At 70.0% G+C, this 26,979-nt stretch carries 22 protein-coding genes; 18 read left to right on the forward strand and 4 right to left on the reverse strand.

The window, feature by feature from the left end; all coding sequences use genetic code 11:
• Positions 1 to 6 precede the first annotated feature (6 nt).
• The 9 genes from flgE (at position 7) to QM569_RS03260 (ending at position 10,380) form a co-directional block, all read left to right on the forward strand.
• Entirely contained in the window at positions 7 to 1,266 is a 1,260-nt protein-coding gene (flgE, locus tag QM569_RS03220) for a flagellar hook protein FlgE (RefSeq protein WP_414985784.1), read from the forward strand.
• A 36-nt stretch (positions 1,267 to 1,302) separates the two neighbouring features.
• Positions 1,303 to 2,040, forward strand: coding sequence for a flagellar basal-body rod protein FlgF (flgF, locus tag QM569_RS03225; RefSeq protein ID WP_414985785.1), 738 nt, complete (start codon positions 1,303 to 1,305; stop codon positions 2,038 to 2,040).
• A 29-nt stretch (positions 2,041 to 2,069) separates the two neighbouring features.
• Entirely contained in the window at positions 2,070 to 2,852 is a 783-nt protein-coding gene (gene flgG, locus QM569_RS03230; protein WP_414985786.1) for a flagellar basal-body rod protein FlgG, read from the forward strand.
• Positions 2,853 to 2,875: 23 nt separating this feature from the next.
• Positions 2,876 to 3,571, forward strand: a complete 696-nt coding sequence (locus QM569_RS03235; RefSeq protein ID WP_414985787.1) for a flagellar basal body L-ring protein FlgH — start codon at positions 2,876 to 2,878, stop codon at positions 3,569 to 3,571.
• Between the two features lie 171 nt (positions 3,572 to 3,742).
• On the forward strand, positions 3,743 to 4,900 hold the full coding sequence (locus tag QM569_RS03240; RefSeq protein WP_414985788.1) for a flagellar basal body P-ring protein FlgI: 1,158 nt from the start codon (positions 3,743 to 3,745) through the stop codon (positions 4,898 to 4,900).
• Positions 4,901 to 4,922: 22 nt separating this feature from the next.
• On the forward strand, positions 4,923 to 5,846 hold the full coding sequence (gene flgJ, locus QM569_RS03245) for a flagellar assembly peptidoglycan hydrolase FlgJ (RefSeq protein WP_414985789.1): 924 nt from the start codon (positions 4,923 to 4,925) through the stop codon (positions 5,844 to 5,846).
• 25 nt (positions 5,847 to 5,871) lie between these two features.
• Positions 5,872 to 7,800, forward strand: coding sequence for a flagellar hook-associated protein FlgK (flgK, locus tag QM569_RS03250; protein ID WP_414985790.1), 1,929 nt, complete (start codon positions 5,872 to 5,874; stop codon positions 7,798 to 7,800).
• 37 nt (positions 7,801 to 7,837) lie between these two features.
• The gene (flgL, locus tag QM569_RS03255; RefSeq protein ID WP_414985791.1) at positions 7,838 to 9,061 is read left to right on the forward strand and encodes a flagellar hook-associated protein FlgL; all 1,224 of its coding nucleotides are present in this window, start codon (positions 7,838 to 7,840) and stop codon (positions 9,059 to 9,061) included.
• A gap of 104 nt (positions 9,062 to 9,165) precedes the next feature.
• Positions 9,166 to 10,380, forward strand: a complete 1,215-nt coding sequence (locus tag QM569_RS03260; RefSeq protein ID WP_414985792.1) for an HDOD domain-containing protein — start codon at positions 9,166 to 9,168, stop codon at positions 10,378 to 10,380.
• A 79-nt stretch (positions 10,381 to 10,459) separates the two neighbouring features.
• On the opposite strand, the gene QM569_RS03265 is transcribed toward QM569_RS03260, so the two are convergent.
• Positions 10,460 to 11,863, reverse strand: coding sequence for a PLP-dependent aminotransferase family protein (locus tag QM569_RS03265; RefSeq protein ID WP_414985793.1), 1,404 nt, complete (start codon positions 11,861 to 11,863; stop codon positions 10,460 to 10,462).
• A 129-nt stretch (positions 11,864 to 11,992) separates the two neighbouring features.
• Here QM569_RS03265 and QM569_RS03270 point away from each other — a divergent pair, with 129 nt between their 5' ends.
• From QM569_RS03270 to QM569_RS03285, 4 genes are read left to right on the forward strand one after another with little or no spacing between them, the layout of a single operon-like run.
• A complete protein-coding gene (locus tag QM569_RS03270; RefSeq protein ID WP_414985794.1) occupies positions 11,993 to 12,607 on the forward strand; it encodes a LysE family translocator in 615 nt (204 codons plus the stop codon).
• A 55-nt stretch (positions 12,608 to 12,662) separates the two neighbouring features.
• Positions 12,663 to 13,850 (forward strand): PLP-dependent aminotransferase family protein, encoded by a 1,188-nt coding sequence (locus tag QM569_RS03275; RefSeq protein ID WP_414985795.1) that lies wholly within the window; start codon positions 12,663 to 12,665, stop codon positions 13,848 to 13,850.
• A 28-nt stretch (positions 13,851 to 13,878) separates the two neighbouring features.
• Positions 13,879 to 14,574: a VOC family protein gene (locus QM569_RS03280; RefSeq protein ID WP_414985796.1), complete on the forward strand. Its 696-nt coding sequence runs from the start codon at positions 13,879 to 13,881 to the stop codon at positions 14,572 to 14,574.
• Entirely contained in the window at positions 14,571 to 15,545 is a 975-nt protein-coding gene (locus QM569_RS03285) for a threonine dehydratase (protein WP_414985797.1), read from the forward strand. The genes QM569_RS03280 and QM569_RS03285 overlap by 4 nt, the downstream gene beginning before the upstream one ends.
• On the opposite strand, the gene QM569_RS03290 is transcribed toward QM569_RS03285, so the two are convergent.
• Positions 15,542 to 15,955 carry an RcnB family protein gene (locus QM569_RS03290; protein ID WP_414985798.1) on the reverse strand — a complete coding sequence of 138 codons (414 nt, stop codon included), beginning with the start codon at positions 15,953 to 15,955 and terminating at the stop codon, positions 15,542 to 15,544. The two genes, QM569_RS03285 and QM569_RS03290, sit on opposite strands and share 4 nt — an antisense overlap.
• 159 nt (positions 15,956 to 16,114) lie before the next feature.
• Here QM569_RS03290 and QM569_RS03295 point away from each other — a divergent pair, with 159 nt between their 5' ends.
• The gene (locus tag QM569_RS03295; RefSeq protein WP_414985799.1) at positions 16,115 to 16,786 is read left to right on the forward strand and encodes a histidine phosphatase family protein; all 672 of its coding nucleotides are present in this window, start codon (positions 16,115 to 16,117) and stop codon (positions 16,784 to 16,786) included.
• A 67-nt stretch (positions 16,787 to 16,853) separates the two neighbouring features.
• On the opposite strand, the gene QM569_RS03300 is transcribed toward QM569_RS03295, so the two are convergent.
• Positions 16,854 to 17,708: a creatininase family protein gene (locus QM569_RS03300; RefSeq protein WP_414985800.1), complete on the reverse strand. Its 855-nt coding sequence runs from the start codon at positions 17,706 to 17,708 to the stop codon at positions 16,854 to 16,856.
• Between the two features lie 95 nt (positions 17,709 to 17,803).
• Here QM569_RS03300 and QM569_RS03305 point away from each other — a divergent pair, with 95 nt between their 5' ends.
• The 4 genes from QM569_RS03305 to QM569_RS03320 all read left to right on the forward strand — a co-directional run bounded on the left by QM569_RS03305 (position 17,804) and on the right by QM569_RS03320 (position 24,278).
• Positions 17,804 to 21,439 carry a DUF748 domain-containing protein gene (locus QM569_RS03305; protein ID WP_414985801.1) on the forward strand — a complete coding sequence of 1,212 codons (3,636 nt, stop codon included), beginning with the start codon at positions 17,804 to 17,806 and terminating at the stop codon, positions 21,437 to 21,439.
• A gap of 37 nt (positions 21,440 to 21,476) precedes the next feature.
• Entirely contained in the window at positions 21,477 to 21,746 is a 270-nt protein-coding gene (locus tag QM569_RS03310; RefSeq protein ID WP_414985802.1) for a BrnT family toxin, read from the forward strand.
• On the forward strand, positions 21,709 to 22,023 hold the full coding sequence (locus QM569_RS03315) for a BrnA antitoxin family protein (RefSeq protein ID WP_414985803.1): 315 nt from the start codon (positions 21,709 to 21,711) through the stop codon (positions 22,021 to 22,023). The genes QM569_RS03310 and QM569_RS03315 overlap by 38 nt, the downstream gene beginning before the upstream one ends.
• Positions 22,024 to 22,088: 65 nt before the next feature.
• Entirely contained in the window at positions 22,089 to 24,278 is a 2,190-nt protein-coding gene (locus QM569_RS03320) for a protein-disulfide reductase DsbD family protein (protein WP_414985804.1), read from the forward strand.
• Positions 24,279 to 24,283: 5 nt separating this feature from the next.
• On the opposite strand, the gene QM569_RS03325 is transcribed toward QM569_RS03320, so the two are convergent.
• Entirely contained in the window at positions 24,284 to 26,731 is a 2,448-nt protein-coding gene (locus QM569_RS03325) for a TonB-dependent siderophore receptor (protein WP_414985805.1), read from the reverse strand.
• Between the last annotated feature and the right edge of the window lie 248 nt (positions 26,732 to 26,979).

The raw sequence follows: 26,979 nt of genomic DNA on the forward strand, positions 1-26,979 counted from the left end.
AACGCCATGGGCTTCCAGCAAGGTCTTTCCGGCCTCAATGCCGCCAGTAAAAATCTGGACGTCATCGGCAACAACATCGCCAACTCCAGCACCACGGGCTTCAAGGCGTCCCGCACGGAATTCGCCTCGATGATCGCCGACGCCCTCGGAACCTCCAGCGGCACCAGCGCCGGCATCGGCGTGGAGGTATCGGCCATCGCCCAGCAGTTCACGCAAGGCAACCTGACCGTCACGGGCAACACCCTCGATCTGGCCATCAACGGCGACGGCTTCTTCACCGTCACGCTGCCTGACGGAACCACCGCCTATACGCGATCCGGCAACTTCAAGCTGGACAGCACTGGCAACCTGGTCACGAACGGCAGCGCCCAGGTGATGGGCTACCCCATCGATCCCGAAACCGGCCTGCGGACATCCAGCGAGCCCGTGGCGTTGAATTTTCCGACCAGCCAGCCCATTGCCGCCAAGCAGACCACGGAGATCACGGCCGCCTTCAACCTCGACGCGCGCGCCACCGATGCGGCGGGCGACGCCACGGCCGACCCGGTGATCGAAGCCACGCCGCGCAGCACATACGGCACCTCCATCAACGTGTACGACAGCCAGGGCGTTGCCACGTCCGTCACGCTGTACTTCCAGAAAACCGCCACGGACAACACCTGGGATGTCTATGACTCGCTGGACGACACCGCCACGGCGATCGGACAGATCACCTTTGACGACAACGGCAACATCACCGGCCCCGCAGCGACCTCGCCCGACACCGGCTTTGCCCTGAGCCTCACCGTCAACCCCTCGTCGGACAACCCCAACAACCTCGCCCCGTTCACGGTGACGCTCAACCTGGACGACGTGACCCAGTACGGCGCGTCCTTCGCCGTGTCGGACCTGTCGCAGGACGGGTACACCGTGGGCCAGCTGACCAGCATCAACGTCGATACCAACGGCATGATCATCACCAGCTATTCGAACGGCGTGACGCGCGCCGAAGGCCAGGTGGCCCTGGCGACGTTCCGCAACTCGCAGGGCTTGGTCAACCTTGGCGGCAACAACTGGGTCGAAACCATTGCCTCGGGCCAGCCCGTGCTGGGCGTCCCCACGGAAGGCGCTTTCGGAACCCTGCGCGCAGGCGCGCTGGAGGACTCCAACGTGGACCTGACGGCCGAGCTGGTCAACATGATGACCGCCCAGCGCGCCTACCAGGCCAACGCGCAGACGATCAAGACGCAGGACCAGGTGCTGTCCACCCTCGTGAACCTGCGCTGATCCTGCACAGGCACCGCCACGCATTGAAGCCCCGCCATGGACCGCATCATCTACACCACGATGACCGGCGCGAATGCCGCTGCGCAGCGGCAGGCCGTGCTGGCCCACAACCTGGCCAATACCTCCACCAACGGCTTTCGCGCCGAGCTGTCCACCTTCCGCTCGGTGCCGCTGCGCGGCGACGGATCGACCACGCGCGTGTTCGCGCTCGAAGCCACCTCGGGCCACGACAGCACGCCCGGCCCGGTGCAGCGCACGGGCCGCAGCCTCGACGCCATGGCCGTGGGCAATGCCTGGTTCGCGGTGCAGGGGCTGGACGGCACCGAGGCCTACACCCGCTCGGGCAGCTTCGAGGTCACGCAGGACGGGCAGTTGCAGACCACCACCGGCCTGCCGGTGCTCTCGGACGGCGGCGCGCCCATCACCGTGCCGCCCGGCGCCGAGGTGACGCTGGGCTCGGACGGCACCCTCAGCGCCCAGACGGCCGGGCAGCCCGCGCAGGCCGTTGGTCGGCTGAAGCTGGCCACGCCGACGACCGAAGACCCGCTCAAGCGCGGCGATGACGGCCTGTTCCGCACCGCCTCGGGCGAGCCGGTGCCGCAGGACGCCAACGCGCGCCTGCTGGCTGGCGCCATCGAAGGCTCGAACGTCAACGCCGTCGAGACCATGGTCGGCATGATCTCCGCCTCGCGCCAGTTCGAGCAGCAGATGCGCCTGCTGCAGACGGCAGAGTCCAACGACAAGTCCGCCGGCCAACTGCTCGGCATGGGCTGAACGCGGCCCCCACAGCAAGGAAACACACCATGATCAACTCGCTCTGGATCTCCAAGACCGGCATGGAAGCCCAGCAGACGCAGCTGGACGTCATCTCGCACAACCTGGCCAACGTCTCCACCACGGGCTACAAGCGCGCCAACGCGGTGTTCGAGGACCTGATCTACCAGAACCTGCGCCAGGTGGGCGCCAATACCACCGAGCAGAACCAGCTGCCCACCGGCCTGCACCTGGGCCTGGGCGTGCGCACCGTGGCCACCAGCCGCAACTTCGTGCAGGGCAGCCTGCAGCAGACGGGCAACACGCTGGACGTGGCCATCAAGGGCGCTGGCTTCTTCGAGGTGACGCGGCCCGACGGCACCATCGGCTACACCCGCGACGGCTCCTTCCAGGTGGACTCGCAGGGCCGCCTGGTCACGTCCAGCGGCCTGCCCGTGGCCAACGGCATCACCGTGCCGGCCAACGCCACCAGCGTCACCATCGGCGCGGACGGCGCCGTCACGGCCACCGTGCCGGGCAGCACGACGCCGCAGGCGCTGGGCAGCCTGGCCATGTCCGACTTCATCAACCCCGCCGGCCTGGAGCCGCTGGGCAGCAACCTGTACGCCGAGACCGCCGCCTCGGGCCAGCCACAGCAGGGCACGCCCGGCACCAACGGGCTGGGCACGATGGAGCAGGGCTACCTGGAAACCTCCAACGTCAACGTGGTGCAGGAGCTGGTGACCATGATCCAGACCCAGCGCGCGTACGAGATGAACTCCAAGGCCGTGCAGACCAGCGACCAGATGCTGGCCAAGCTGGCACAGCTGTGATGGCCGCCTTACGGGAGCACGCCATGAGTCCGACCACCCTTCATGCCCCGCTGCGCGCCGGCCTGATCGCCGCCGCCGTCCTCGCCACCGGCTGCGCCAGCCTGTCGCCACCGCCGCCCGTGGACGTGCTGCCCACCGCGCCGCCGCCCATCGCCGCGCTGCCGCGCGCCACCGGCCCGGCCACCGGCAGCCTCTACCACACGGCCACCTACCGCCCTCCGCTGGAAGACCGCCGCGCGCGCCTGGTGGGCGACACGGTGACGATACAGATCGTCGAGAACATCACGGCGAGCCAGAAGTCCACCTCCACCGTGGACCGCAGCTCGGAGACCGAGGCGGGCATCACCGCCTTCCCGTTCCTCAAGGCCAGCACGCTGGCCAAGGCCGACCTGGGCGCAAGCTCCAAGAACACCTTCTCGGGCAAGGGCGGCACCGAGAGCGCCAACACCTTCACCGGCGCCATCACCACCATGGTGGTGGACGTGCTGCCCAACGGCCACCTGGTGGTGTCGGGCGAGAAGCAGATCGGCGTGAACCGCAACGTGGACGTGCTGCGCTTCTCGGGCACCGTCGATCCGCGCGCGCTGCAGCCGGGCAGCATCGTGGCATCGACCCAGGTGGCCAACGTGCGCCTGGAGTCGCGCGGCCGCGGCGAGCAGAGCGAGGCCCAGGCCATGGGCTGGCTGGGGCGCATATTCAACAACGTGACGCCGTTCTGACGCCCATATACTCCTGAAATAATAGCTGCTCGCGCTTACTGGATAAGCGCTGGCGGCTGTTTTTGCTTGAATCCAGCGCTGCCTCCTGACTGCCGAGCACCTGCACAACAAGCCCCCCATTCCGCCGCTTTTCCGGGTTTAGAAACGGCGCGTCCTGCCCACAATGGGGCCATGACAACCTTGCCTTTCCTTCGCCGCACACCGCCTGGCGCGCTGCCGCGCCGCTGGCTCGCGTGGCTGGCCGTGGCCTGCTGCGCCTGGGCCCTGGCCCTGCCCGCCCACGCCCTGCGCATCAAGGAAGTGGCCGCCGTGCAAGGCGTTCGCAGCAACCAGCTCTCGGGCTACGGCCTGGTGGTGGGCCTGGACGGCACGGGCGACCAGACCACGCAGATGCCCTTCACCACGCAGGCGATGGCCAACTACCTGCTGCAGATGGGCATCAGCCTGCCCAGCGGCAACGCCTCGCAGCTGCAGCTTAAGAACGTCGCCACCGTGGTGGTGACGGCGCAGCTGCCCGCCTTTGCCCAGCCGGGCCAGCAGATCGACGTGGTCGTCTCCTCCATGGGCAATGCCAAGTCGCTCAAGGGCGGCACGCTGATCGCCACGCCGCTGCGCGGCGCCGACGGCGAGATTTACGCCCTGGCGCAGGGCAACGTGGTGGTCGGTGGCGCGGGCGCCTCGGCCGGCGGCAGCAAGGTGCAGATCAACCACCTGAGCGCGGGCCGCATTCCCCAGGGCGCGCAGGTGGAGCGCACGGTGCCCACGCCGCTGAACGACGGCGAGTTCGTGCAGCTCAGCCTCAACGCCACCGACTTCCAGACCGCGCGCCGCGTGGCGCAGGCCATCAACGGCCGGCTGGGTGCCAACACCGCCATGGCCACCGACGGCCGCACGGTGCAGGTGCGTGCGCCCACCGACCCGGGAGCGCGCGTGAACTTCCTGGCCGAGCTGGAGGAACTGCCGCTGCAGGACACCGCCCCCGCCGCCAAGGTCGTCATCAACGCGCGCACCGGCTCCATCGTGCTCAACCGGGCCGTCACCCTGGGCACCTGCGCCATTGCGCACGGCAACCTGTCCATCACCATCAGCAGCACGCCGGTCGTCAGCCAGCCTGCGCCGTTCTCGCAGGGCCAGACGGTGGTCTCGCAAAAGAGCGACATCAAGATCAACCAGGACCCCGGCAACATCATCCAGCTGCCCGAATCGGCCCAGCTCAACGACGTGGTGCGCGCGCTCAACGCGCTGGGCGCCACGCCGCAGGACCTGCTGGCCATCCTGCAGGCCATCAAGGCCGCGGGTGCGCTGAACGCCGAGCTGGAAGTCATCTGACCGACCGCCACGGAATACGCGCATGGCCTTCTCGCTCCCGTCCTCCAGCACCGCCGGCACGCACAACGCGCTGGCGGCGGACGCGCGCTCGCTCGACGCGCTGAAGTACGCGGCCAGCCAGGGCAGCGACCCCAAGGCCGTGCGCGAGGCGGCCAAGCAGTTCGAGTCGCTCTTCATGCGCGAGCTGATCAAGAGCATGCGCGAGGCGACGATGAAGTCCGGCCTGCTGGACAGCAGCTCGGGCGACCTGGCCTCGGACTTGCTGGACCAGCAGCTGTCGGTGCAGATGTCGGGCACCAACGGCGGCCTGACGGATGCCATCATGCGCCAGCTCTCGCAACAGATGGGCGGCGCCAAGGCCGAGATCAGCGCAGGGTCCACCCTCAGCCTGCCCCAGGTGCGCCGAGCAGGCGCGCAGGCGAATGCCTCCGCCGCCGCGCTGGACCCCAAGACCATAGGCCCCAGGGGCCGCGACGACTTCGTGGACTACCACGGCAGCGCCGCCGACAGGGTGGCGCAGGAAAGCGGCATTCCCGCCAGCTTCATGCTCGGCCAGGCCGGGCACGAGACCGGCTGGGGCAAGTCCGAGATCCGCAGCAAGGATGGCGGCAACTCGTTCAACCTGTTCGGCATCAAGGCCGGCCCCGGCTGGACGGGCAAGGTGGCCGAGATCACGACCACCGAGTACGTGAACGGCACGCCGCGCAAGGTGACGGCGCGCTTTCGCGCCTACGACTCGTACGAGGAGTCGTTCCGCGACTACGCCCGCCTGATCAAGGAGAGCCCGCGCTACGAGCAGGCCGAGTCCGTCGCCAAAACGGGATCGGGCGCGGCCTATGCCTCGGCGCTGCAAAAGGCCGGCTACGCCACCGACCCCGCCTACGCCGCCAAGCTCAGCCGCGCCATCCAGAGCGTCGCGCGCGCGCAGCAGCGCGACCAGGCCTGATACACACTGAAAGCGGGTACATGCCATGAGCCTCTTGAACGTCGGAGCCCGGGCCCTGCTGGCCAACCAGCTGGCGCTGCAGACTGCGGGCAACAACATCGCCAACGTCAATACGGTCGGCTATTCGCGCCAGTCGGTGGCATTGCAAAACGTACAGGGGCTCTACAGCGGCAGCGGCTACATCGGCCAGGGCGTGGACGTGAGCACCATCACGCGCAGCTACAGCGCGCTGCTCACGCGCCAGTCCACGGCTGCCACCTCGGTGTACGCCGCCGACCTGGCGCGCTCGGTGCGCCTGCAGTCGCTGCAGGATGTCTTCACCGGCGGGGAGGACGGGCTGGGCATGGCCATCAGCGACATGATGAACTCGTTCTCGGACGTGGTCAGCTCGCCCACCGACCTCACCGCACGCTCGGTGGCGCTGACGCTCATCGACGAGACTGCCGCCCGCCTGCGGTCGGCCGCCGACAGCCTGACGGAAATCCGCTACTCCGTCACCGAGGAGCTGAAGAACCAGGTCGCCCAGGTCAACAGCCTGGCCCAGCAGATCGCCTCGGTGAACGAGCAGATCGCGCGCGCCCAAGGCAATGGCCAGAGCCCCAACGATCTGCTGGACCAGCGCGACCAGCTCATCCGCGACCTGAACCAATTCGTACAGACCACGCAGATCGAAGCCGACGATGGCACGGTGGGTGTGTTCATCGGCGGCAGCCAGCCCCTGGTGCTGGGCACCACGGCATCGTCCATCTCGGTCGGCGAAAGCACGACCTTCCCGGGCAGCGGCCAGCTCAAGCTGTACTTCAACCAGTCGGGCGGGCGGGCGGTGGAGCTGGACGAGGACTTGCTGGGCGGGGGCGAGATTTCCGGCATGCTGCGCTTCAACAACAACGATCTCGTCGAGGGCATGAACCTGCTGGGGCGCATGGCGCTGGCCATCGGCATGGTCATGAACGAGCAGCACAACCTGGGCCTGACGCTGGACGGCGAAGCGGGCGGGGACCTGTTCTCCCTTCCCACCAGCGTGGCGGGCAGCACCTCCGGCGTGGCGGCGGGTTCCGTCAGCTTCACCGACCCGACGGCCTTCGCGGCATCGGACTACGAAGTGCGCTTCACCACCCCGCCAGCCGGGGTCGTGGTGCGCCTGTCCGACGGGCAGTCCACTGCGTTCACCGACCTGAGCGACCTGGCCAGCCAGGAAATCGACGGCCTGACATTCAACATGACCGCCGCCGGCAACGCGGGCGAGCGCGTGCTGTTCCAGCCCTATGCCACCGCCGCATCGACCATCCAGGCGCTGGTGTACTCGGCCAGCGACCTTGCCGTGGCCAACCCCATCAACGCGTCGCTGAGCGCCGACAACGGCGGCACGCTGCAACTGTCGAGCCTGCAGGCGACGACCGACGGGTTCGTGACGCCGCCGAGTCCTGACGGCGTCACGCTGACCTTCGATGCAGGCCCGCCCGTCACCTACAGCGTCACGGGGTCAACCACTCCGGCCTCTGGCACGACGGGGCTCGCCTACACGTCGGGAACGCCCATCGTGATCGACGGCTGGGAAATCACGCTGCAGGGCACGCCAGCGACAGGGGACACCGTGCAGGTCGGCAACGCCACCGACTCCCAATACGGAGACTGGTACACGCGGGACGCCGGCAATGCCAGTGCGCTGCTGGCGCTGCGCGACCTCGCGCTCTTCGACGGCGCGACCCTGGCCGACGGCTACGCCAGCGCGATCGCCCAGGTCGGCACGCGCACGCAGAGCGCGGACAGCGCCGCAACCGTCTCGTACACCATCGCCAACAACCTGGAAAGCGCCCGCACGGCCATCTCGGGCGTGAACCTGGACGAGGAAGCCGCCAAGCTGATCCAGTACCAGCAGGCCTATCAGGCATCCGCCAAGGTCCTGCAGGTGGCGCAGACGATCTTCGACAATCTCATCCAGACGATGAACTGATGTTCGCACGACAGACACACGCCGAGGAGCCCGCACCATGGCCACCACGCCCCTGACCCGCGTCAGCACCGCCACCATGTACGACAGCGCGCTGCGCAACCTGGCGGCGCGCCAGACTGCGCTGGCGAGCCTGCAGGAGAACCTGACCTCCGGCAAGCGCGTGGTGCGCGCCAGCGACGACCCCGTGGCCGCCGCGCAGGCCGAGCGGGCGCTCACGCGCCTCTCGCGCAACAGCACTGACCAGCGCTCCCTGGACCAGCAGCGCACCAGCATCACCTACGCCGAATCGACGCTGGGCGAGTCGATCGACGCGCTGCAGGAGTTCCGTACCCTGGTGGTCAATGCAGGCGACGGCGCCTACACCCAGGCCGAACGCGACGCGCTGGCCTCGCAGCTCGAAAGCCTGCGCGACCAGATCTACAACTACGCCAACCGCAGCGACACCGATGGCCTTCCGCTGTTCAGCGGCCTGGGCAGCGCGACCCAGCCCGTGACCGGCCAGCCGAACTACACCTACGAAGGACTGAGCGGGCAGCAGGCCAGCGGCGACGTGAGCATTGCCACCACCATCGACGGCGTGGCCACGTGGATGAACGTGGCCACCGGCAACGGCGTGTTCGCGGTGGAGCAGGACTCCGCCAACACGGGCACGTCCTGGTCCACCGTGGGCCAGGTGACCGACCCCTCGGCCATCACGGGCGACAGCTACAGCATCACCTTCTCGGTGACCGCAGGCGTCACCACGTACAGCGTGGTCAACACCACCACGTCCACCGCCGTCGCCACCGACCAGCCCTACAGCACGCCCACCACCATCAGCTTCGACGGCATGTCGATCGACGTGACCGGGGAGCCTGCCGATGGCGACAGCTACACCGTCGCCCCCAGCACGCGCAGCGACATCTTCAGCGTGATGGACGCGGCCATCGCCGCCATCCGCAACGGCGCCAACTCCGACGGCAGCACCGCGTCGGGCACGCTGACCCAGGGCATCACGCGCTCGCTGGCCGAGATCGACACCAGCCTCACCCGCCTGCAAAGCTCGCGCAGTCTGGCCGGTGACCTGCTCAACCGCGCCGACCGCATCGAGAACAACCTCACGGCCCGCGCCACGCAGCTGGAGGCCGACCGCTCCAACGCCGAAGACCTGGACATGCTGCAAGGCGTCTCCGACTTCCAGAACCAGCAGGTGGGCTACGAGGCGGCGCTGCAGACGTACGCCCAGGTGCAGAAGCTGTCGCTGTTCAACTACATCGGCTAGTCTTGCCCCCAGGCGACGCTGCATAGCGGGGGTTTCCGACAGCCGCAGCTCTGGGCGCGATCCCGGACAATGGCGCATCCGCACAGCCAACCATCGATCCGTACATGGTGCAATCCGTACTCGGCAGCCTGCTCATGGGCTACCGCCCCCTCTGGAACCGCGAGCGGCGCCTCGCTGGCGTTCAGCTCTATCTCCACCACCGGGACCCGGCATTGGCGGTGGATGCGCCGCACCTGCTGCGCACCCTGGCCGAGCTTTGGTCCGCCAGCTCGCCGCCGCTGCTGCTGTCGCCGCAATCGCCCCAGATGCTGTGCGACCTGCTGAGCCAGGCCCCGCGCGGCACGCCCTGGATCGAGGTGCATGGCGACTGGCTGGGCCAAGCGAACGTCTTCGCGCAGGTGCGTGCCGCCCACCAGCGCGGCCTCAGGCTCGTCTGGCGCGGGCCCGTGAACCACCTGCCCGAGCCCGAGGTGGCGCGCTGCTTCGACAACAGCCTGTTGAGCCTGCGCCCCGAGGACGCGGTCGCGGCCCTCAAGCCCGCCCGCCCGGGCGCGAGCGCCGCCAGCCCCGTGCTGGCCGGGCAGATGTACGAGGGCATCGCCAGCCGCGCGCTCATGGAGCACTGCCTGGACCAGAACAACGCCCTGGCGCTGGCGGGCTGGCCGTCCGAGGACGTGCTCTACGGCCTGCGCCACCAGCCCCAGCAGCCCGCGCGCGCGGTGATCTTCAAGCTCATGAAGGCCATCGACGAGGAGCAGTCGCTGGAGACTTTCGAGGACATCATGGGCGAGGACCCGCTGCTGGCCTACCGCTTCATGGTCTATACCAACTCGGCCGCCCTGGGCCTGCGCACGGGCATCGACTCGCTGCGCCGTGGGCTGGTGATGATGGGCTACGGCTCCATCACGCGCTGGCTGTCCGACCAGCTGCCGCACGCCAGCACCGACCCCAACATGCAGCCCGTGCGCGAGGCCATGGTGATGCGCGCGCGGCTCATGGCCCACCTGCTGGACGCAGGCGTGGAGAACGACCTGCGCCGCGAGATCTACCTGTGCGGCCTGCTCTCGCAGATCGACGAGCTGCTGGGCGAGCCCCTGGGCAGCATCCTGCGCCGCCTGCCGCTGTCCGAGCGCATCTACGACGCCGCCGTGCTGCGCACCGGCCCCTACGCCAGCGGCCTGCAGATGGCCGCCGCGCTGGAGACGGACGACGCCAGCGCCATCCGCCAGCTGTGCGAGACCTACGAGCTGGACCTGGAAGAAGTCAACCGCGCGCTGCTGCGCGTGCTGGCCGACCTGCAAGTCGAGCGGCCCCGCTGACCGGCGCCCCAAAAATACAAGCCAAATCGGCCTGTAGCGCTTACCAGTCAAGCACTGGCAGCTATCAAATCAGGAGTAATTACTTCACCCTGGCACGCACGCGCTGGAACACCTTCCAGAACGCCGCGTCCTGCGTCGTCGCGAAGTTGATGCGCATCAGCGTGCTGGGCTTGCGCTCCGCATGGAACAGCGCGCCGGGCGCCAGCAGGTAGCCCTCGTCCAGCATGCGCTGCGACAGCGCGTCGGTGTCCACGCCCGTCTCCACCCAGCCGAACAGGCCCACGGGCTCGGCGGCGAAGCTGCAGCCCGCGCCCAACGCCAGTTTCACGCTGCGGGCGCGCGCCGCGTCCAGCCGGGTGCGGATGCGCTCGGCGTGGCGGCGCAACTGGCCCTGCTCCATGCACAGCGCCAGCGCCTTTTCCAGCAGGGCGGGCGTGGTCAGCGTGGCGAGCAGCTTGGTGTCCAGCAGCTGCTCGATGAGCGACGGGTGCGCCGCCAGGAAGCCGATGCGCCAGTTGGGCGCCAATATCTTGGCGAAGCCGCTCACGTAGATGGTGCGCGCGAGCCCGTCCAGCGCGGTGAGCCGCGTGGCGTACAAGGGCGCGATGTGGCTGTAGGTGTCGTCCTCGACGATGTGGAATTCGTGCCGGTTGGCCAGTTGCAGCAGGCGGTGCGCGCTGCCGGGCGACAGGCAGTAGCCCGTGGGGTTGTGGAACACGCTCACGCTGACGTAGAGCTTGGGCTGGTGCGCCTCGCAGTAGCGGGCCATCACGTCCAGGTCGGGGCCATCCGCCCGACGCGGCACGGGCAGGATGCGCATGCCTAAAGCGGCCAGGCGGGCAAATTCGACGGCCCAGCCGGGCTCCTCCACCATCACCGGGTCGCCCGGGCGCAGCAGCGTGCGGCTGACGATGTCGAGCGCGTGCGTGGCGCCCACGGTGGTGATGATCTGCTCCGGCGCGGCCTGCACGTTCAGCGTGGCGAGCTTCTGGGACAGCGCCCGGCGCAGGCCCGTGTCGCCCAGCGGCTCGCCGTATTGCAGCGAAAAATCCTGCAGCGCGCGCGTGCCGGTCACCTTGCGCACGGCGGCGGGCATGAAGGCAGACTCCAGCCAGTCCGACGGGAACACGCCCATGCCCGGCTGCGGCTTGTCGCTGACCTTGTGGAACATGCCCCGGATGAGCGCCGTGGCGTTGACCGGCGGCGTGCCCTGCGCAGGCTCGCCGCTCTGCGGACGCTCGGCGGCGGCAGGCGCCGCCTCGCGCACGAAGAAGCCCCGGTTCTTGCGCGCTTCCACCAGCCCCTGCGCCAGCAACTGGTCGTAGGCCGCCACCACGGTGGACGGGCTCACGCCGTGCTGCTGCGCGCACTGCCGCACCGACGGCAGGCGCGCGCCGGGCGCGAGCAGCCGGTTGCGGATGCGCTCGCCAAAGCGGGCGGACAATTGCTCGGTCAGCGACTGGGCGGGGGTTTTCATCAGCATGGCGCGCTCCGTGTACTGGCATGGCGGGCAATACAGATTGCCAACTGCCTTGTCACACTGTATTGATTGTGTACTGCTGCCAAAGATTACATTGAAGCCCGAGAGACCACAAGACAAGCCCCGCCCACCATGAGCACCCCCGAACTGACCGCCCTGCTGCTGTTCTGCACCGCGATGAGCTTCTCGCCGGGGCCCAACACCACCCTGTCCACCGCGCTCGCCGCCAACCTGGGCCTGCGCCGCGCGCTGCGCTTTTGCCTGGCCGTGCCCACGGGCTGGACGGTGCTGATGCTGGGCAGCGGCCTGGGCCTGGGCGCGCTCATCACCGGCGTGCCCGCGCTGCGCTGGGGCGTGACGCTGGCGGGCGTTGCCTACATGCTGTGGCTGGCCTGGAAGCTCAGCCGCGCAGGCCAGCTCACGCAGGTGGACGGCGCGCGCCTGCAAGTGACCTTCTGGCAGGGCGTGGGCCTGCAATTCCTCAACATCAAGGCGTGGATGCTGGCACTGACCCTCAGCGCGGGCTGGGTGGTCAACGCCGCCGGGCAGCCCGCCGCCAACCCCGGGCAGCGGCTGGCGATCATCTGCGCGGTGATGGCGGTGTTCGCCTTCGCCAGCAACTTCGTCTATGCGCTCGCGGGCTCGCTGCTGCGCGACTGGCTGGCGCAGGGGCGGCGGCTGCTGTGGTTCAACCGCGCGCTGGCCCTGGTGCTGGTGGCGACGGCGCTGTGGATGCTGTCGCTGTGAGGCCCGGGGCCCAGTGGCCTGAGAATCCGAAAGTTTTTTCCTGGAGATGAACGACATGACGACGAATTGGACCCTGGCCCGCCGCGCCGAGAAGATGAACCCCTCGGTGATCCGCGAGATCCTGAAAGTGACCGAGAAGCCCGGCATCATCAGCCTGGCGGGCGGCCTGCCCTCGCCAAAGACCTTCCCGGTGGCGGACTTCGCGGGGGCCTGCGCCGCCGTGCTGGCCCAGGACGGCCCCGGCGCGCTGCAATACGCCGCCAGCGAGGGCTACGGCCCGCTGCGCCAGGCCATTGCCGACTTTCTGCCATGGGACGTGGATGCCGAGCAGGTGCTCATCACCACCGGCTCGCAGCAGGCGCTGGACCTGGTCGCCAAGATCCTCATCGACGAAAACAGCCGCGTGCTGGTGGAAACGCCCACCTACCTGGGCGCGCTGCAGGCCTTCACGCCCATGGAGCCCGCCGTGGTGTCCGTGGCCAGCGACGACGAAGGCGTGCTCATCGACGACTTCAAGGCCAAGGCAGGCACGGGCGCGGGCAAGGCGCGCTTTCTGTACGTGCTGCCCAACTTCCAGAACCCCACGGGCCGCACCATGAGCGAGGCGCGCCGCGCCGCCCTGGTACAGGCCGCCGCCGAGCTGGGCGTGCCGCTGCTGGAGGACAACCCCTACGGCGACCTGTGGTTCGACAACCCGCCGCCCCTGCCGCTGACGGCGCGCAACCCCGAGGGCTGCATCTACATGGGCTCGTTCTCCAAGGTGCTCGCGCCCGGCCTGCGCCTGGGCTTCGTGGTGGCGCCCAAGGCCATCTTCCCCAAGCTGCTGCAGGCCAAGCAGGCGGCGGACTTGCACACGCCCGGCTTCAACCAGCGCATGGTGGCCGAGGTGATGAAGGGCGGCTTCCTCGACCGCCACGTGCCCACCATCCGCGCCCTGTACAAGCAGCAGTGCGAGGCCATGCTGGCCGCGCTGGCGAAGGAGATGCAGGGCCTCTCCGTGCAGTGGAACCGCCCGGACGGCGGCATGTTCCTGTGGCTGCGGCTGCCCGAGGGCGTGAGCGCCATCGACCTGCTGCCCCAGGCGGTGGAGCGCAACGTGGCCTTCGTGCCCGGCGCGGCCTTCTACGCAACCGAAGCCGACCCGCGCACGCTGCGGCTGTCGTTCGTCACTTCGACCGTCGAGCAGATCGCCACCGGCATCGCCGCGCTGGCCGACGCCATCCGCAACGCCAAGAAGGGCTGAGGGCCATGCCGTGGCGTCGGAGACGGCTGTGACGGTCGCGCGCGTGGACCACCTCGTCGTATGTGCGACCGACCTGGCCTCGGGTGTGCGGTGGTGCGAGCACACGCTGGGCGTGGTGCCCACGGCGGGCGGCGAGCACCCGCTCATGGGCACGCACAACCGCATCCTGAACATCTCCAGCCCCGCGCACCCGCGCGCCTACCTGGAGGTAATTGCTATCAACCCAGGAGCTGCCAGCGCAATACCAGCAAGCGCCAGACGCTGGTTTGACATGGACGATGCCGCCCTGCAGCAGCAGGTGGCGCGGCACGGCCCGCAGCTCATCCACTGGGTGGCGTCCGTGCCCGACCTGCAGGCGCGGCACGCCGCCCTGGCCCGGCAGCGCGTGGACCGGGGCGCCATCGTCACCGCCAGCCGCCCCACGCCGCAGGGCCTGCTGCAATGGCAGATCACCGTGCGCGAAGACGGCCAGCGCCTCATGGGCGGCTGCCTGCCCACGCTGATCGAATGGGGCGCCGTCCACCCCTGCGACAGCCTGCCCGCCAGCGGCGTGCAACTGCAGTCGCTCACGCTGCGCCACCCGCAGGCCGACGCACTGCAAGCCGCCGTCACGGCCATCGGCGTGCAGGGCGTACACGTCGCGCCCGCCACGGCCCCGTGCATCGAGGCCGTGCTCGCCACGCCGCGAGGCCCCGTCACTCTGACTTCGGAAACTGCCGCATGACCGTGTCCCACCCCCTGCTCCCCACCCTGTCCGACATCGAGGCCGCCGCCCAGGTCGTCTATCGCGACTTCGCGCCCACGCCGCAGTACCGCTGGGGCCTGCTCGGCGAGCGGCTGGGCACCGAGTGCTGGCTCAAGCACGAGAACCACACGCCCGTGGGCGCCTTCAAGATCCGGGGCGGCCTGACCTACTTCGACCAGTTGGCCCAGCACGGCGCGCTGCCGCGCGAGGTGATCTGCGCCACGCGCGGCAACCACGGCCAGAGCATCGGCTGGGCCGCGCGCGCCCATGGCGTGGCCTGCACCATCGTCGTGCCGCACGGCAATTCGTTTGAGAAGAACGCGGCGATGCGCGCCCTGGGCGTGACGCTGATCGTGTACGGCAGCGACTTCCAGGAAGCGCGCGAGCATGCCATTCAACTCGCCGCCGAGCGCGGCGCGCACATGGTGCCCAGCTTCCACTTCGACCTGCTGCGCGGCGTAAGCACGTACTGGTGGGAATTTCTGCGCGCCGTGCCGCAGCTCCAGGTGGCCTACGTGCCCATCGGCCAGGGCTCGGGCGCGTGCTCGGCCATCGCAGCCAAGCTGGCGCTGGGGCATGGCGTGCGCATCGTGGGCGTGGTCAGCAGCCATGCCCCCACGTATGCCGACTCGGTAGCAGCGGGCCGCGTGGTGGAGTCTCCCGTGACCACGCGCCTGGCCGACGGCATGGCCTGCCGCGTGGCCGACGCGCAGGCGCTGGCGATCATCGCGCCGCACATCGACCACATCGTGCAGGTGAGCGACGCCGAGGTGGCCGCCGCCATGCGCGCCCTGTTCACCGACACCCACAACGTGGCCGAGGGCGCGGGCGCCGCCGCCTTCGCCGCCGCGATGCAGGAGAAGGACCGCCTGCGCGGCCAGTGCGTGGGCCTGGCGTTGACCGGGGGCAATGTGGACGCCCCCGTGTTCAGCGAAGTCCTGGGCGCTTAATTGGCCAGGATGAGCTGCGCGATCACCCCCGTGGCGATCGCCACGAGCAGGTAGTCCGAGCCGTTCTGCACCCAGTAGTAGCCGCGCGGCGGGGGCGACAGGTGGTGGGCGCGCCAGTCGTTCACCACGTAGTGGCGCGTGCGGTACTGGGGCGGCACGCGGCCGCCGCGGTACCAGTTGTGGTCCGGCCCCGCGCCGCGCCCGGCCTGCACGTTCGGACTGTCATGGCGGTGTTGCGGGCCGTGCGCCTGGTGCCTGGGCGCCTGCTGCGTCGCGTGGCGGCCCGGCTGGCGGTCGTTGCGCTGGCCGGGGTAGTCGTTGGGTTGCGCCAGGACCAGCGTCGAGCTGGCCAGCAACGCGGCGGCCACGGCGGCTGCGGTGGTGCGGCGGAGTGTCTGTTGTTGTCGCATGGTTCTCTCCTTTCAGGTAATGCCATTTGGCAGCGCCATTCTAGGAACGGCCTGTGTCGCGCCATGTCGGAAATGTGCCCGTCCGGTGGACCTTGCAACCCCATGTAACCGTCGCTGCGGCGACAGCCCACGCCGGGGACGCTGCCCACAATGGCCGCCATGGGAACCCTCTACCTCGTGCGCCACGGCCAGGCCTCGTTTGGCGCGGATGACTATGACCAGCTGAGCCCGCGCGGCCGCGAGCAGGCTGTGCGCCTGGGCGAGTACTGGCGCGCGCGGGGGCTGGCGTTCGACGCGGTCATCACCGGCACGCTGCGGCGCCACGTGCAGACGCTGGAAGGCATCGCCCAGGGCCTGGGCGCCGCGCCCGAGGCGCTGCAAATGCCGGGCCTCAACGAGTACGACAGCCATGCGCTGATCGCGGCCATCCACCCCCAGCCGCTGGGCCCCGCCGACACGCCCGAGCGCTACCGCCAGCACTTTCGCATCCTGTGCGACGCGCTGGCGCAATGGATGGCCGGGGTCATCAGCCCGCAGGGCATGCCGAGCTGGGACGAGTTCTCGGGCGGCGTGCGCGCGGCGCTGGACCACGTGCGCCAGCACCACGCCGGGCAGAACGTGCTGTTGGTGAGCAGCGGCGGGCCCATCTCTGCGGCCGTGGGCCTGGTGCTGTCCACCCCGCCCGAGGTGACGATCGCGCTGAACATGCGCATCCGCAACAGCGCGGTGACGGAGTTCAGCATCAGCCCCAAACGCCTGATGCTGCAGACCTTCAACACGCTGCCGCACCTGGACGGGGCGGAGTACGCGCAGTGGATCACGCACGCTTGAACGGGCGTTTACTCCTGAATCAATAGCTGCTTGCGCTTGCTGGATAAGCGCTAGAGGCCGATTTGGCTTATATTTTTTTGAGCATGTCCAGCGGCAGCGCATGGATCTCGCCCAGCAGCCGCGCCAGCGCCTCGCCCGCCGCCTGCACCACGGCGCGGCCCTTGTCCGCCGTGGCCGCCGCCGCGTTGCCCACGGCGCCATCCGGGTGGTAGTCCTGCATGGCCCAGCCCAGCTTGGCGCTCTTGCCGTTGCCCAGGATGGCGTGGCGCTCGGCCCGGTCCTGCGCGCTGGAGCGCCAGTCGCGCGCATGCTCCATGCGCACGGTGGCGGGTGCGAGGTGCAGCATCATCGACGTTTCGACCTCGCCGCCGTGGATGCCGAAGCGGTGCTCCTGGGCGCTGAAGCTGCCCGCCACCGCGTCGGGCAGCGGCAGGCTGAACCAGCTTGCGCTATAGACGATCAGCCCGCAGCGCTGGCGCAGTTCGCGCGCCACGATGTCCATGGCGCCGACGTTGCCGCCATGGCCGTTGAAGAGCAGCAGCTTCCTGACGCCCGCGCGCGCCACGCAGTCGCCCAGCTCGGTCCACAGCGCCAACAGCGTGGCGGGCGACAGCGTGAGGGTGCCAGGGTAGGCCAGGTGCTCGGTGGACAGGCCCACGTTCTGCGGCGGCAGGAACAGCGCGGGCAGTTCGGGCGGCAGCAGGGGCAATGCGGCGTCGATCACGCCTTGCAGCAGCGTCGCATCGACCGACAGCGGCAGGTGCGGGCCGTGCTGCTCCACGGCGGCCACGGGCAGCACGGCAACAGTCTGCGCGGCCTGGCCGCTGGCCTGCATGTGCGCGAAGTCGCGCGCCGAGAGGTCGGACCACAAGCGCGAGGGCAAGAAGGATGTCATGCCCGCCATGGTAGTCGGAGCTTTCATCCACATGCCTTGCGCCATAAACGTTAACAAATCTGGCAGCGGCGCCCGGCGCGCTGCACGGACAATAGGGCGGCGCATCACTCCCGCCTGTCGCCATGCCTTCCATTCCTGAATATCTCCGCCAGCACCGCTGGCTGCGCATCGCCGCCCGCGCCCTGGCGGCCCTGGTCGTACTCTGGCTGCTGCTGTGGCTGGCCCTGCCGCCGCTGCTCAAGGGCCCGCTGCAGCGCGCCGCCAGCGAGCAGCTGGGCCGCGCCGTCACCGTGGGCGCGATCGACTTCAAGCCCTGGACGCTGGAGCTGGCCCTGACCGACGTGGCCGTGGCGGGCGCCGGCGACGGCGCGCCGCCGCAGCTCACCATTGGCCGCATCTATGCCGATGGCGAGCTGCAGTCGCTGCTGCGCCTCGCGCCCGTGGTGGATGCGCTGACGGTGGAAAACCCCGCGCTGCGCGTGACGCACCTGGGCGATGGCCGCTATGACGTGGACGACATCATCGCCAAGGTCACCGCGCCGCCCCCCGAGCCCAAGCCAGACACCGGCCCCGCGCGGCTGGCGCTGTACAACCTGGCGCTGACGGGCGGCACGGTCGATTTCACCGACCAGGCCGTGGGCCGCACGCACGAGGTGCGCGACCTCACGCTCAAGGTGCCCTTCATCAGCACGCTGTCGTCGCAGCGCGAGATCAAGGTCGAGCCGCAGCTGGCTTTCGCGCTCAACGGCAGCCGGTTCGATTCGTCCGCCGCAGGCACGCCGTTTGCGCAGACCAGCCGCGCCGAGGCCAACATCCGCTGGGACGGCGTGGACCTGGCCCCCTACCTGGGCTACCTGCCCGCCAGCCTGCCCGTCAAGCTGCAAAGCGCCACGCTGGGCGTGGACGTGAAGATCGCCTTCGAGCAGACCCCGCGCGTGGCCGTCAAGCTGACCGGCACGGCGGATGCGCACAAGGTGAAGATCGCCGACCGCCAGGGCGCCGACCTGCTGGCCTACGACAAGCTGCACGTCGCCCTGGCCGACGTGCGCCCGCTGGAGCAGGTCATTCACCTGGGCAGCGTGGAGCTGACCGCACCGGCGCTGACGGTCACGCGCGACGCTGCGGGCCAGATCAACCTGGCGCAACTGGCGCCGCCGCCGCCAAAAACCCCGCCCGATGCCGCCGCCAAGCCCTCCCCCGCCTGGGACGTGCAGGTGGCCCACGCCGCCGTGCGCGGCGGCACCGTGCGCTGGGCCGACGCCGGCACGCGCCCCGCCGCCGCGCTGCAGGCCACCGACGTGACGCTGGACGTGCGCGACGTGGCCCTGCCGCTGGACAAGCCCTTCGGCTTCGAGGGCGGGCTGAAGCTGCAGGACGGCACGCTGCGCTTCACCGGCGAAGCCACGGCGCAAAAGGCCCAGGTGCGCGCATCCGTGCAGGCGCTGGCGCTGCAACTGGCCGCGCCCTACCTGGCGCAGGCGCTGGAGCCCGCCGTGTCCGGCCAGTTGACCGGCGACCTGGGCGTGCAGTGGGAAGCCCCCACGCAGAAAAACGCCACGGGCGTCACCCTCACCGCCGGGCCGCTGGCGCTGGAGCAACTGGCCGTCCAGCAGGGCAAGACCACCCTCGCCAGCCTGGACAAGCTGGCCGTGGACGGCGTGCAGGTGCCGCTGGACAGCCGCACGGCCACGCTGGCCAAGCTGGCGCTCACCAAGCCGCAGGCTGCGGTGGAGCGCGGCGCCGATGGCCGCTGGATGTTCGAGCGCTGGATGAAGAAAACCGCCGACAGCACCGCCCCCGCCAGCCATGCCCCGCCCTGGAAGCTGCGCGTGGCCGACTTCACCCTGGACGGCGGCGCCATCGCCTACGCCGACAACGCCCAGCCCCGCCCCGTGGCGCTGGACATCGCCACCCTGAGCATCGCCGCGCAAAACGTCGCCAGCGACGGCGCCAAGCCCCAGCCGGTCAAGCTGTCGGCGCGCGTCACCGACCCCAAGGCGGGCAAGGGCCGCGAGCCCGGCCACGTGGTCTATCAAGGCACGCTCGCGCCCCAGCCGCTGGCGGTGGAAGGCCGCGTCAACGCCACCCGGCTGCCGCTGCACGCGCTGGACGGCTACATCGCCAGCGCGCTGTCGCTGCAACTGCTGCGCGCCGACGCGGGCTTTCGCGGGCAGGTGGCGTTTGCACAGAACGACAAGGGCACGACCCTGCGCCTGACGGGCGACGCGGCGGTGGAAGACCTGAAAGCCAACAGCACCGCCGCCTACACCCCCAAGACCGAGGCCCAGGTGGGCGAGGAGCTGCTGTCCTGGAAGAGCCTGAACCTGCGCGGCATCGCAGTCGCCACGGCCCCCGGCGCCGCGCCGCGCGTGGAAGTGGCCGAGACGGCGCTGGCCGATTTCTTCGCCCGCATCACCGTCAACGAGGCGGGCCGCATCAACCTGGCCGACCTTGCCAAGACGCCCGCCGAGGCGCAGGCGGCCAATGCGGCGGCGGCCCAGCCAGCCGCCAGCGCGCCACACACGCCAGCGTCCGCCCCCGCATCCGCCCCCGCCGTGGCCCCGCAGGCCGACCCGCTCGCGCCCGTGGTGCGCTTCGGCCCCGTCAGCCTGGTCAATGGCCGCGTCGCGTTCTCCGACTACTTCATCAAGCCCAACTACTCGGCCGACCTGTCGGAGCTGACCGGCAAACTCAGCGCCTTCTCGTCCGAAGCCCCCGGCGGCGAGCCCCAGCTGGCCGACCTGGAACTGCGCGGCAAGGCCGAGGGCACGGCCTCGCTGGAGGTGACGGGCAAGCTCAACCCCCTGGCCAAGCCGCTGGCGCTGGACATCACCGGCAAGGTGCGCGACCTGGAGCTGCCGCCGCTGTCGCCCTACACCGTCAAGTACGCGGGCCACGGCATCGAGCGCGGCAAGCTCAGCATGGACGTGAACTACAAGGTGCTGCCCAATGGCCAGCTCACCGCCAGCAACCGGCTGGTGCTCAACCAGCTGACCTTCGGCGAGCCCGTGCAGGGCGCGCCCAACAGCCTGCCCGTCAAGCTGGCCGTGGCGCTGCTGGCCGACCGCAACGGCGTGATCGACCTGGACTTGCCCATCAGCGGCTCGCTCAACGACCCGCAGTTCCGGCTGGCGCCCGTCATCTTCAGGATCATCGGCAACATCATCACCAAGGCCATCACCGCGCCGTTCAGCCTGCTCGCCGGTGCGCTGGGCGGCGGCGACGGCGAGATGAGCCACGTGGCCTTCGCGCCCGGCAGCGCGGCGCTCACGCCCGAGGCGCGGCAGAACCTCGCCAAAGTGGTGAAGGCGTTGAACGACCGCCCCGCGCTCAAGATCACCGTGACCGGCATGGCCAGCCTGCCCGCCGAGCGCGAAGGCATGCAGCGCGAGCGCCTGGCGCAACTGGTGCTGGCCGAAAAGCGCCGCGCCAGCCCGGATGCCGCCGCCGTGTCCGCCGACGAATACCCCGCCCTGCTCAAGGCCGCCTACCGCCGCGCCGACATCACCAAGCCGCGCAACCTGGTCGGCATGGCCAAGGACATTTCCGTGCCCGAGATGGAAGCCCTGCTGCTGGCCCACCTGGCCGCCACCGAGGCCCAGGCCGCCGAGCTGGCGCAGGAGCGCGGCCAGGCCGTGCGCGCCTACCTGCTGGAGCAGAAGCTGCCCGCCGAGCGCCTGTTCGTCGCCGCGCCCAAGGCGGGCGCGCAGGCCGAAAAGTGGACGCCGCGCGCAGAATTGAGCTTGGGAACGCAATAGCCGCCTTGCGCAATTTATCTGGAACTACAATAAATTCATGCGGATCGAATTCGACGAAGCCAAGCGCGCCATCACCTTGCAAGAGCGCGGCCTGGACTTCGCCGATGCCGGGGCGGTGTTCACGGAGGCCAGCATCACGTTCCCCGACCAGCGCCACGACTATGGTGAAGCGCGCTTCAACACAGTTGGCATGCTGCAAGGGCGCATGGTGGTTGTGACCTGGACGCCGCGCGGCGCGGCCCGCCGCATCATCAGCATGAGGAAAGCCAATGAACGCGAACAAACACGCTTCCAAACCCTGGGTTGACCCGGACGACGCGCCCGACCTGAGCGAGGCTGATTGGAGCACCGCCACCTGGCACATTGGCGAGCGCGAGGTCAGCGCCGCCGAAGGCATGGCCGCCTTTGCCGCCCAGGTGCGGCGCGGGCGGCCCGCAGGCAGCACCAAGGCAGACGCCAAGCAGGCGGTGACGATTCGCTACAGCCCCGACGTGCTGGACGCCTTTCGCGCCAGCGGGCCTGGCTGGCAGGCACGCATGAACGACGCGCTGCGCGACTGGCTGCGCTCGCATTCGCCCGCCTGAGTCGCCAAGGGGGCAAAGGCAGCCCCTGGAACCAATGCCAGCCGCCCCGCTCCCACACTGCGACCATGCCCCACCGCCCGCTGCCCCGCCTCCTGATCACTCTGTTTTTGATAGCTGCCAGCGCTTTGCTGACAAGCGCTAGAGCCCAATTTCCCTCAAAATCCGCAGCGGCAGACACCAGCGTCATCACCACCCCCTACGTGCGCGCCGAGCTCGTCGCCCACGCGCCCCAGGGCGTGGCGCCCGGCCAGCCGCTGTGGCTGGGCCTGCAGATCACGCACCAGCCCGGGTGGCACACCTACTGGAAGAACTCCGGCGACTCCGGCCTGCCCACCGAGCTGGCGTGGCAGCTCCCGCCCGGGCTGGACGCGGGCGAGATCGCCTGGCCCCTGCCGCGCAAGATCCCCATCGGCACGCTGGCGAACTACGGTTACGAGGGCACGGTGCTGCTGCCCGTGCCGGTCGCGGTGGCCAGCACCTTCGCGCCCGGCCCGCTGGCGCAGGAGGCCGCCATCCGCCTGCGCGCCGCGTGGCTGGTGTGCCGCGAGGAGTGCATCCCCGAAGAAGGCGACTTCACGCTGCCGCTGCCCATCCGCAGCACCACGGCGCTCCACGGCGCGGCCTTCGACGCCGCCTGGGCGGCCCAGCCCCGACCCGTGGCGGCGTCAGAAACAGGTGAGGGCAGCCAGGCCCGCATCGCGGACGGCAACACGCTGCACGTCAGCGTGCGCGGCCTGCCCGAGGCGCTGCGCGGCCAGACGCTGGAGCTGTTCCCCGAAACCGCCGAGGTCATCGAGAACGCCGCACAGTGGACGCAGGCGTGGGACGGCGGCACGTGGACGGGCCGCGTGCCCCTGTCGGCCCAGCGCAGCGCCAGCCCCGGCGTGCTGCCCGTGGTGCTGGCCGGGCCGGACCGGGTGGGCTACCGGGCCGAGTTGAAGGTGCTGGGCGACTGGCCGCAGGGCGCAACGGCGGCCAGCGTGTCCCCCGCGCTGCAAGCGGCGCTGCAAGCCAATGCCGCCCGGGCTGCCGCGCCGCAGGCGGCCTCGCCGCTCGGCCTCGCCGCCGCGCTGCTGGGCGCATTGCTGGGCGGGTTGGTGCTCAACCTCATGCCCTGCGTCTTCCCCGTGCTCGCCATCAAGGTCGTCGGCTTCACCCGCCACGCACAAGACCGCCGTGCCCATCGCCTGAGCGGCATGGCCTACACGGCGGGCGTGGTGCTGTCGTTCTTGCTGCTGGGCGCGCTCATGCTCGGCCTGCGCGCGGCGGGCGAGGCCGTGGGCTGGGGCTTCCAGTTGCAATCGCCCGCCGTGGTGGCGGGGCTGGCGGCGCTGTTCACGCTGATCGGCCTCAACCTCGCGGGCGTGTTCGAGTTCGTACACGTGCTGCCCTCGTCCGTCGCCAGCCTGCAGGCGCGCCACCCCGTGGCCGATTCCTTTCTGACCGGCGTGCTGGCCGTGGCCGTGGCATCGCCCTGCACGGCGCCGTTCATGGGCGCGTCGCTGGGCCTCACGGCCACGCTGCCCGCCGCGCAGGCGCTGGCCGTGTTCGCGGCGCTGGGCCTGGGCCTGGCCCTGCCCTACCTGGCCGCGAGCTTCGTCCCCGCCGTGGCGCGGGCCCTGCCCCGGCCCGGCGCGTGGATGGACACCTTGCGCAAGTTCATGGCCTTCCCCATGTTCGCCACCGTGGCCTGGCTGGTGTGGGTGCTGGGCCAGCAAAGCGGCATCGACGGCGCGGGCGCGCTGCTGGCGCTGCTGGTGCTGCTGGCGATGTGTGCCTGGGCGCTGGCGCTGCCCGGGCGGGCGCGCGCGGTGATTGCTCCGCTTTCGATAGCTGCTGCCGCCTATCTAGCCTTTGTTTTGATGCCAAACATCATTGAAACCAAGGAACGACAGGCGCAACCAGCTACTGTTTCAGGAGCATGGCAGCCCTGGAGCGAAGACCTGCCCCCGCAGCTGCTGGCCCAGGGTCGCCCGGTGTTCGTGGACTTCACCGCCGCGTGGTGCGTGACCTGCCAGTACAACAAGAAGACCACCCTGTCCAACGCCGACGTGCTGGCTGACTTCGCTGCCCGCAACGTCGCCCTGCTGCGCGCCGACTGGACGCGCCGCGACCCGGCCATCACCGCCGCCCTGGCCCGGCTGGGACGCAGCGGCGTGCCCGTCTATGTGCTCTACAGCGCGGGCAAGCCCCCCGTGGTGCTGACCGAGATCATCGGCGTGGACGAAGTGCGCGCGGCGATCGCGCGCTTGTAGCCCTCTCAGAACCGGTACTTCAGCTGGACCGCCACCCTGCGCGGCTCGCCGTACAGGTAGGTGCCGGAGCCGGTGCCGTCGTAGTATTTCTTGTCCAGCAGGTTGTACACGTTGACCTGCACCGACAGCGGCTTGCTGATCTGGTAGCGCGCCATCAGCCCCACGGTCGCGAAGGCGGACTGGCCGACGTTCTCCCGCGCGCCGGTCACCGGGTTGGCGCGCCAGTCGGGCATGTCGTTCTGCCAGTCCACGCCGCCGCCGACGCTCAGGCCGCTCAGGGCGCCGTCGAACTGGTACTTGGTGTACAGCTTGAGCATGCGCGTGGGGTTCTGGTTCTGCACGGGCTGGCCCTCGTGGTCCTTGGCGGAGAACGCCGTCCAGCCCAGGCTCACGTCCCAGCGCGGGCGGATGCTGCCCGTGACTTCCAGCTCGTAGCCCTGGGACTTGACGCCCCTCACGGCACGGTAGGCCGGATCGGCGGTGCCGGGCACCATGGCGTCGCCGTCGAGCACGCCATAGTTGTCCTGTTCGATGCGGAACACCGCCAGCGCGGCATTGAGCGCGCCGTCGAAGAACTCGGACTTCAGGCCCGCCTCGTAGCTGTGGCCTTGCAGCGGGGCGAGGTAGCCGCCCGTGGCGGTGCGCAGGTTCTGCGGCTTGAAGATGCTGGTGTAGCCCGCATAGGCGGTCAGCCAGGCATTGATGTCGTAGAGCGCGCCGACATAGGGCGTGAAAACGGCGGATTCGCCGTATTGCTCGGCGGTGCTCCAGGCGGTGGTTTCCGTGCGGCGCTGGTAGCGGCTCAGGCGGCCGCCGACGATCAGCTTGAACGGCTCGCTCAGGTTCAGCCGTGCGGCGCCATAGATGCCCGACTGGATTTCGCTGAAGGCCACGCCGGTGTAGCGCGCGCCGAAGACCGGCACCGGGTAGCTGCCGTTCCATTGGTTGAAGTCGCCGGGCGCGGCGGGTTCCTCCGCCGTGTCGTTGGCAAAGTCCCAGCGCATGCTGCTGCGCCAGTGCAGGGCGCCGACCGTCAGTTCATGCCGGCGCCCGAACAGCTCGAACGGGCCGCTGGCCTGCACGTTGAGCTGGGTCTGCGGCAGCACGCCGTCCCACCAGAAGGGAAAGGTGGTCATGCCCAGGCCCGTGGCGCGGTCCGGCGCGCCCTCCAGCCCCAGCACGCTGGCGACCTCGTAGGCGCGCTGGTGCTGGGCGCTGGCCTGGACCGACCACCCGCCGCCCAGACGATGGTCCAGCGCGGCGAACACGCTCTGCTGGCGGTTGTTCCAGTACGACCAGTTCGCCTGCGTGGTCTTGGAGCGGGGCCAGTCGGTGCGCGTGCCGTCGGCATACCAGGCGGGCAGGCCGAACCACAGGGGGCTCCTGCGGTCGTCGTGCTGGTCGCTGGCGCCGATGCTCAGGCGCGTGCGGTCGCCCAGGTCGGCATCGACGACGCCGTAGAAGGCCGTGGTGCGGCTGCGCTCCAGGTCCACGAAGCCGTCCTGGTCGCGGTAGCTGACCACCAGGCGGGCGCGCACCGAGCCGTCGGCGTTCAGCGGCGTGCTCAGGTCGGCCGTGCCGCCGCGGCGGTTCCACGAGCCCGCTTCCAGCGCCAGGCTGCCGGTGAACACCTTGCTGTCCGCGTGCTTTCGCACGAAGTTGACCGTCGCCGCCGGGTCGCCCGCGCCGGAGCGCAGGCCGGTGGCGCCGCGCACGATCTCGACGCGGTCGTACATCGCCGTGCTGGCGCTGTCGATGCCCAGGTCGATGTCCACGACCGTGGGCAGGCCGTCGATCTGGTAATTGCTGATGCCGAAGCCGCGCGCCGAGCCGCCCGCGCCGCGCACGCGGTCGTACATCCGGTACGAGACGCCCGGCGCGCTGCGGATCGTCTCGGCCAGCGAGGCCAGCGCCTGGTCCTCGATGCGCTCCTGCGTGATGACGCTGACCGACTGCGGCGTTTCGCGCGCCGACAGGTCCAGCCCCGTGGCCGTGCTGGCGCTGCGCGCGGCGTAGCTGCCGGAGCCCTCGGTCACGCCGCCGCGCACGGCATCGGCCGTCACCCGCACCTCGCCCAGCGTGGCGGGCGCGGCGGAGCGCGCCTCGGGGACGGCGCGCAGCACGTACACGCCGGGGGTGCGCGCCTCGGCCTCCAGCCCCGTGCCCGCCAGCAGCCGGGCCAGCCCTTCGCGCACGCCGAAGCGCCCCTGCAGGCCGGGGCTGCTGCGGCCCTGCACCAGGGGCTGGGGCATGTTCAGGCTGATGCCCGCCTCGGTGGCGAAGCGCGCCAGCGCATCCTGGAGCGGGCCGGGGGCGATGCGGTATTCCTGCTGCGCTTCGGGCGCGGGCGCGGCAGGGGCGGGCTGTGCCTGCGCGGCGGCTGCGGCGCAGGCCAGGGACAGCAGGGCGGCGCGGGCCGCATGGGAAAGGACGTGGTGATGGCGGCGGGCCATGGAAGGGGTCTCCTGAGGATGGTTGAAATCGGGGTTTCCTCAGGCTTCACACGCGGGGCGCGTGAAAGGGACAGGCCAACGGCAAAAACCAGGGAGCCTCTGCACGAATCGAGCGGCAAGCGTGCGCTGCGGATCGGGATGGGCTGCTAGGCGCAAAGCGCAGCAATAGCCGTAGCTATTGCGAGCATTTGCAACGACGCAGACCGCCCGAGTCCGCAGATGCACGCGGCGCGACGATTCGTGCAGAG

This window comes from Acidovorax sp. (assembly GCF_047607405.1).
Classification (GTDB): domain Bacteria; phylum Pseudomonadota; class Gammaproteobacteria; order Burkholderiales; family Burkholderiaceae_C; genus Acidovorax.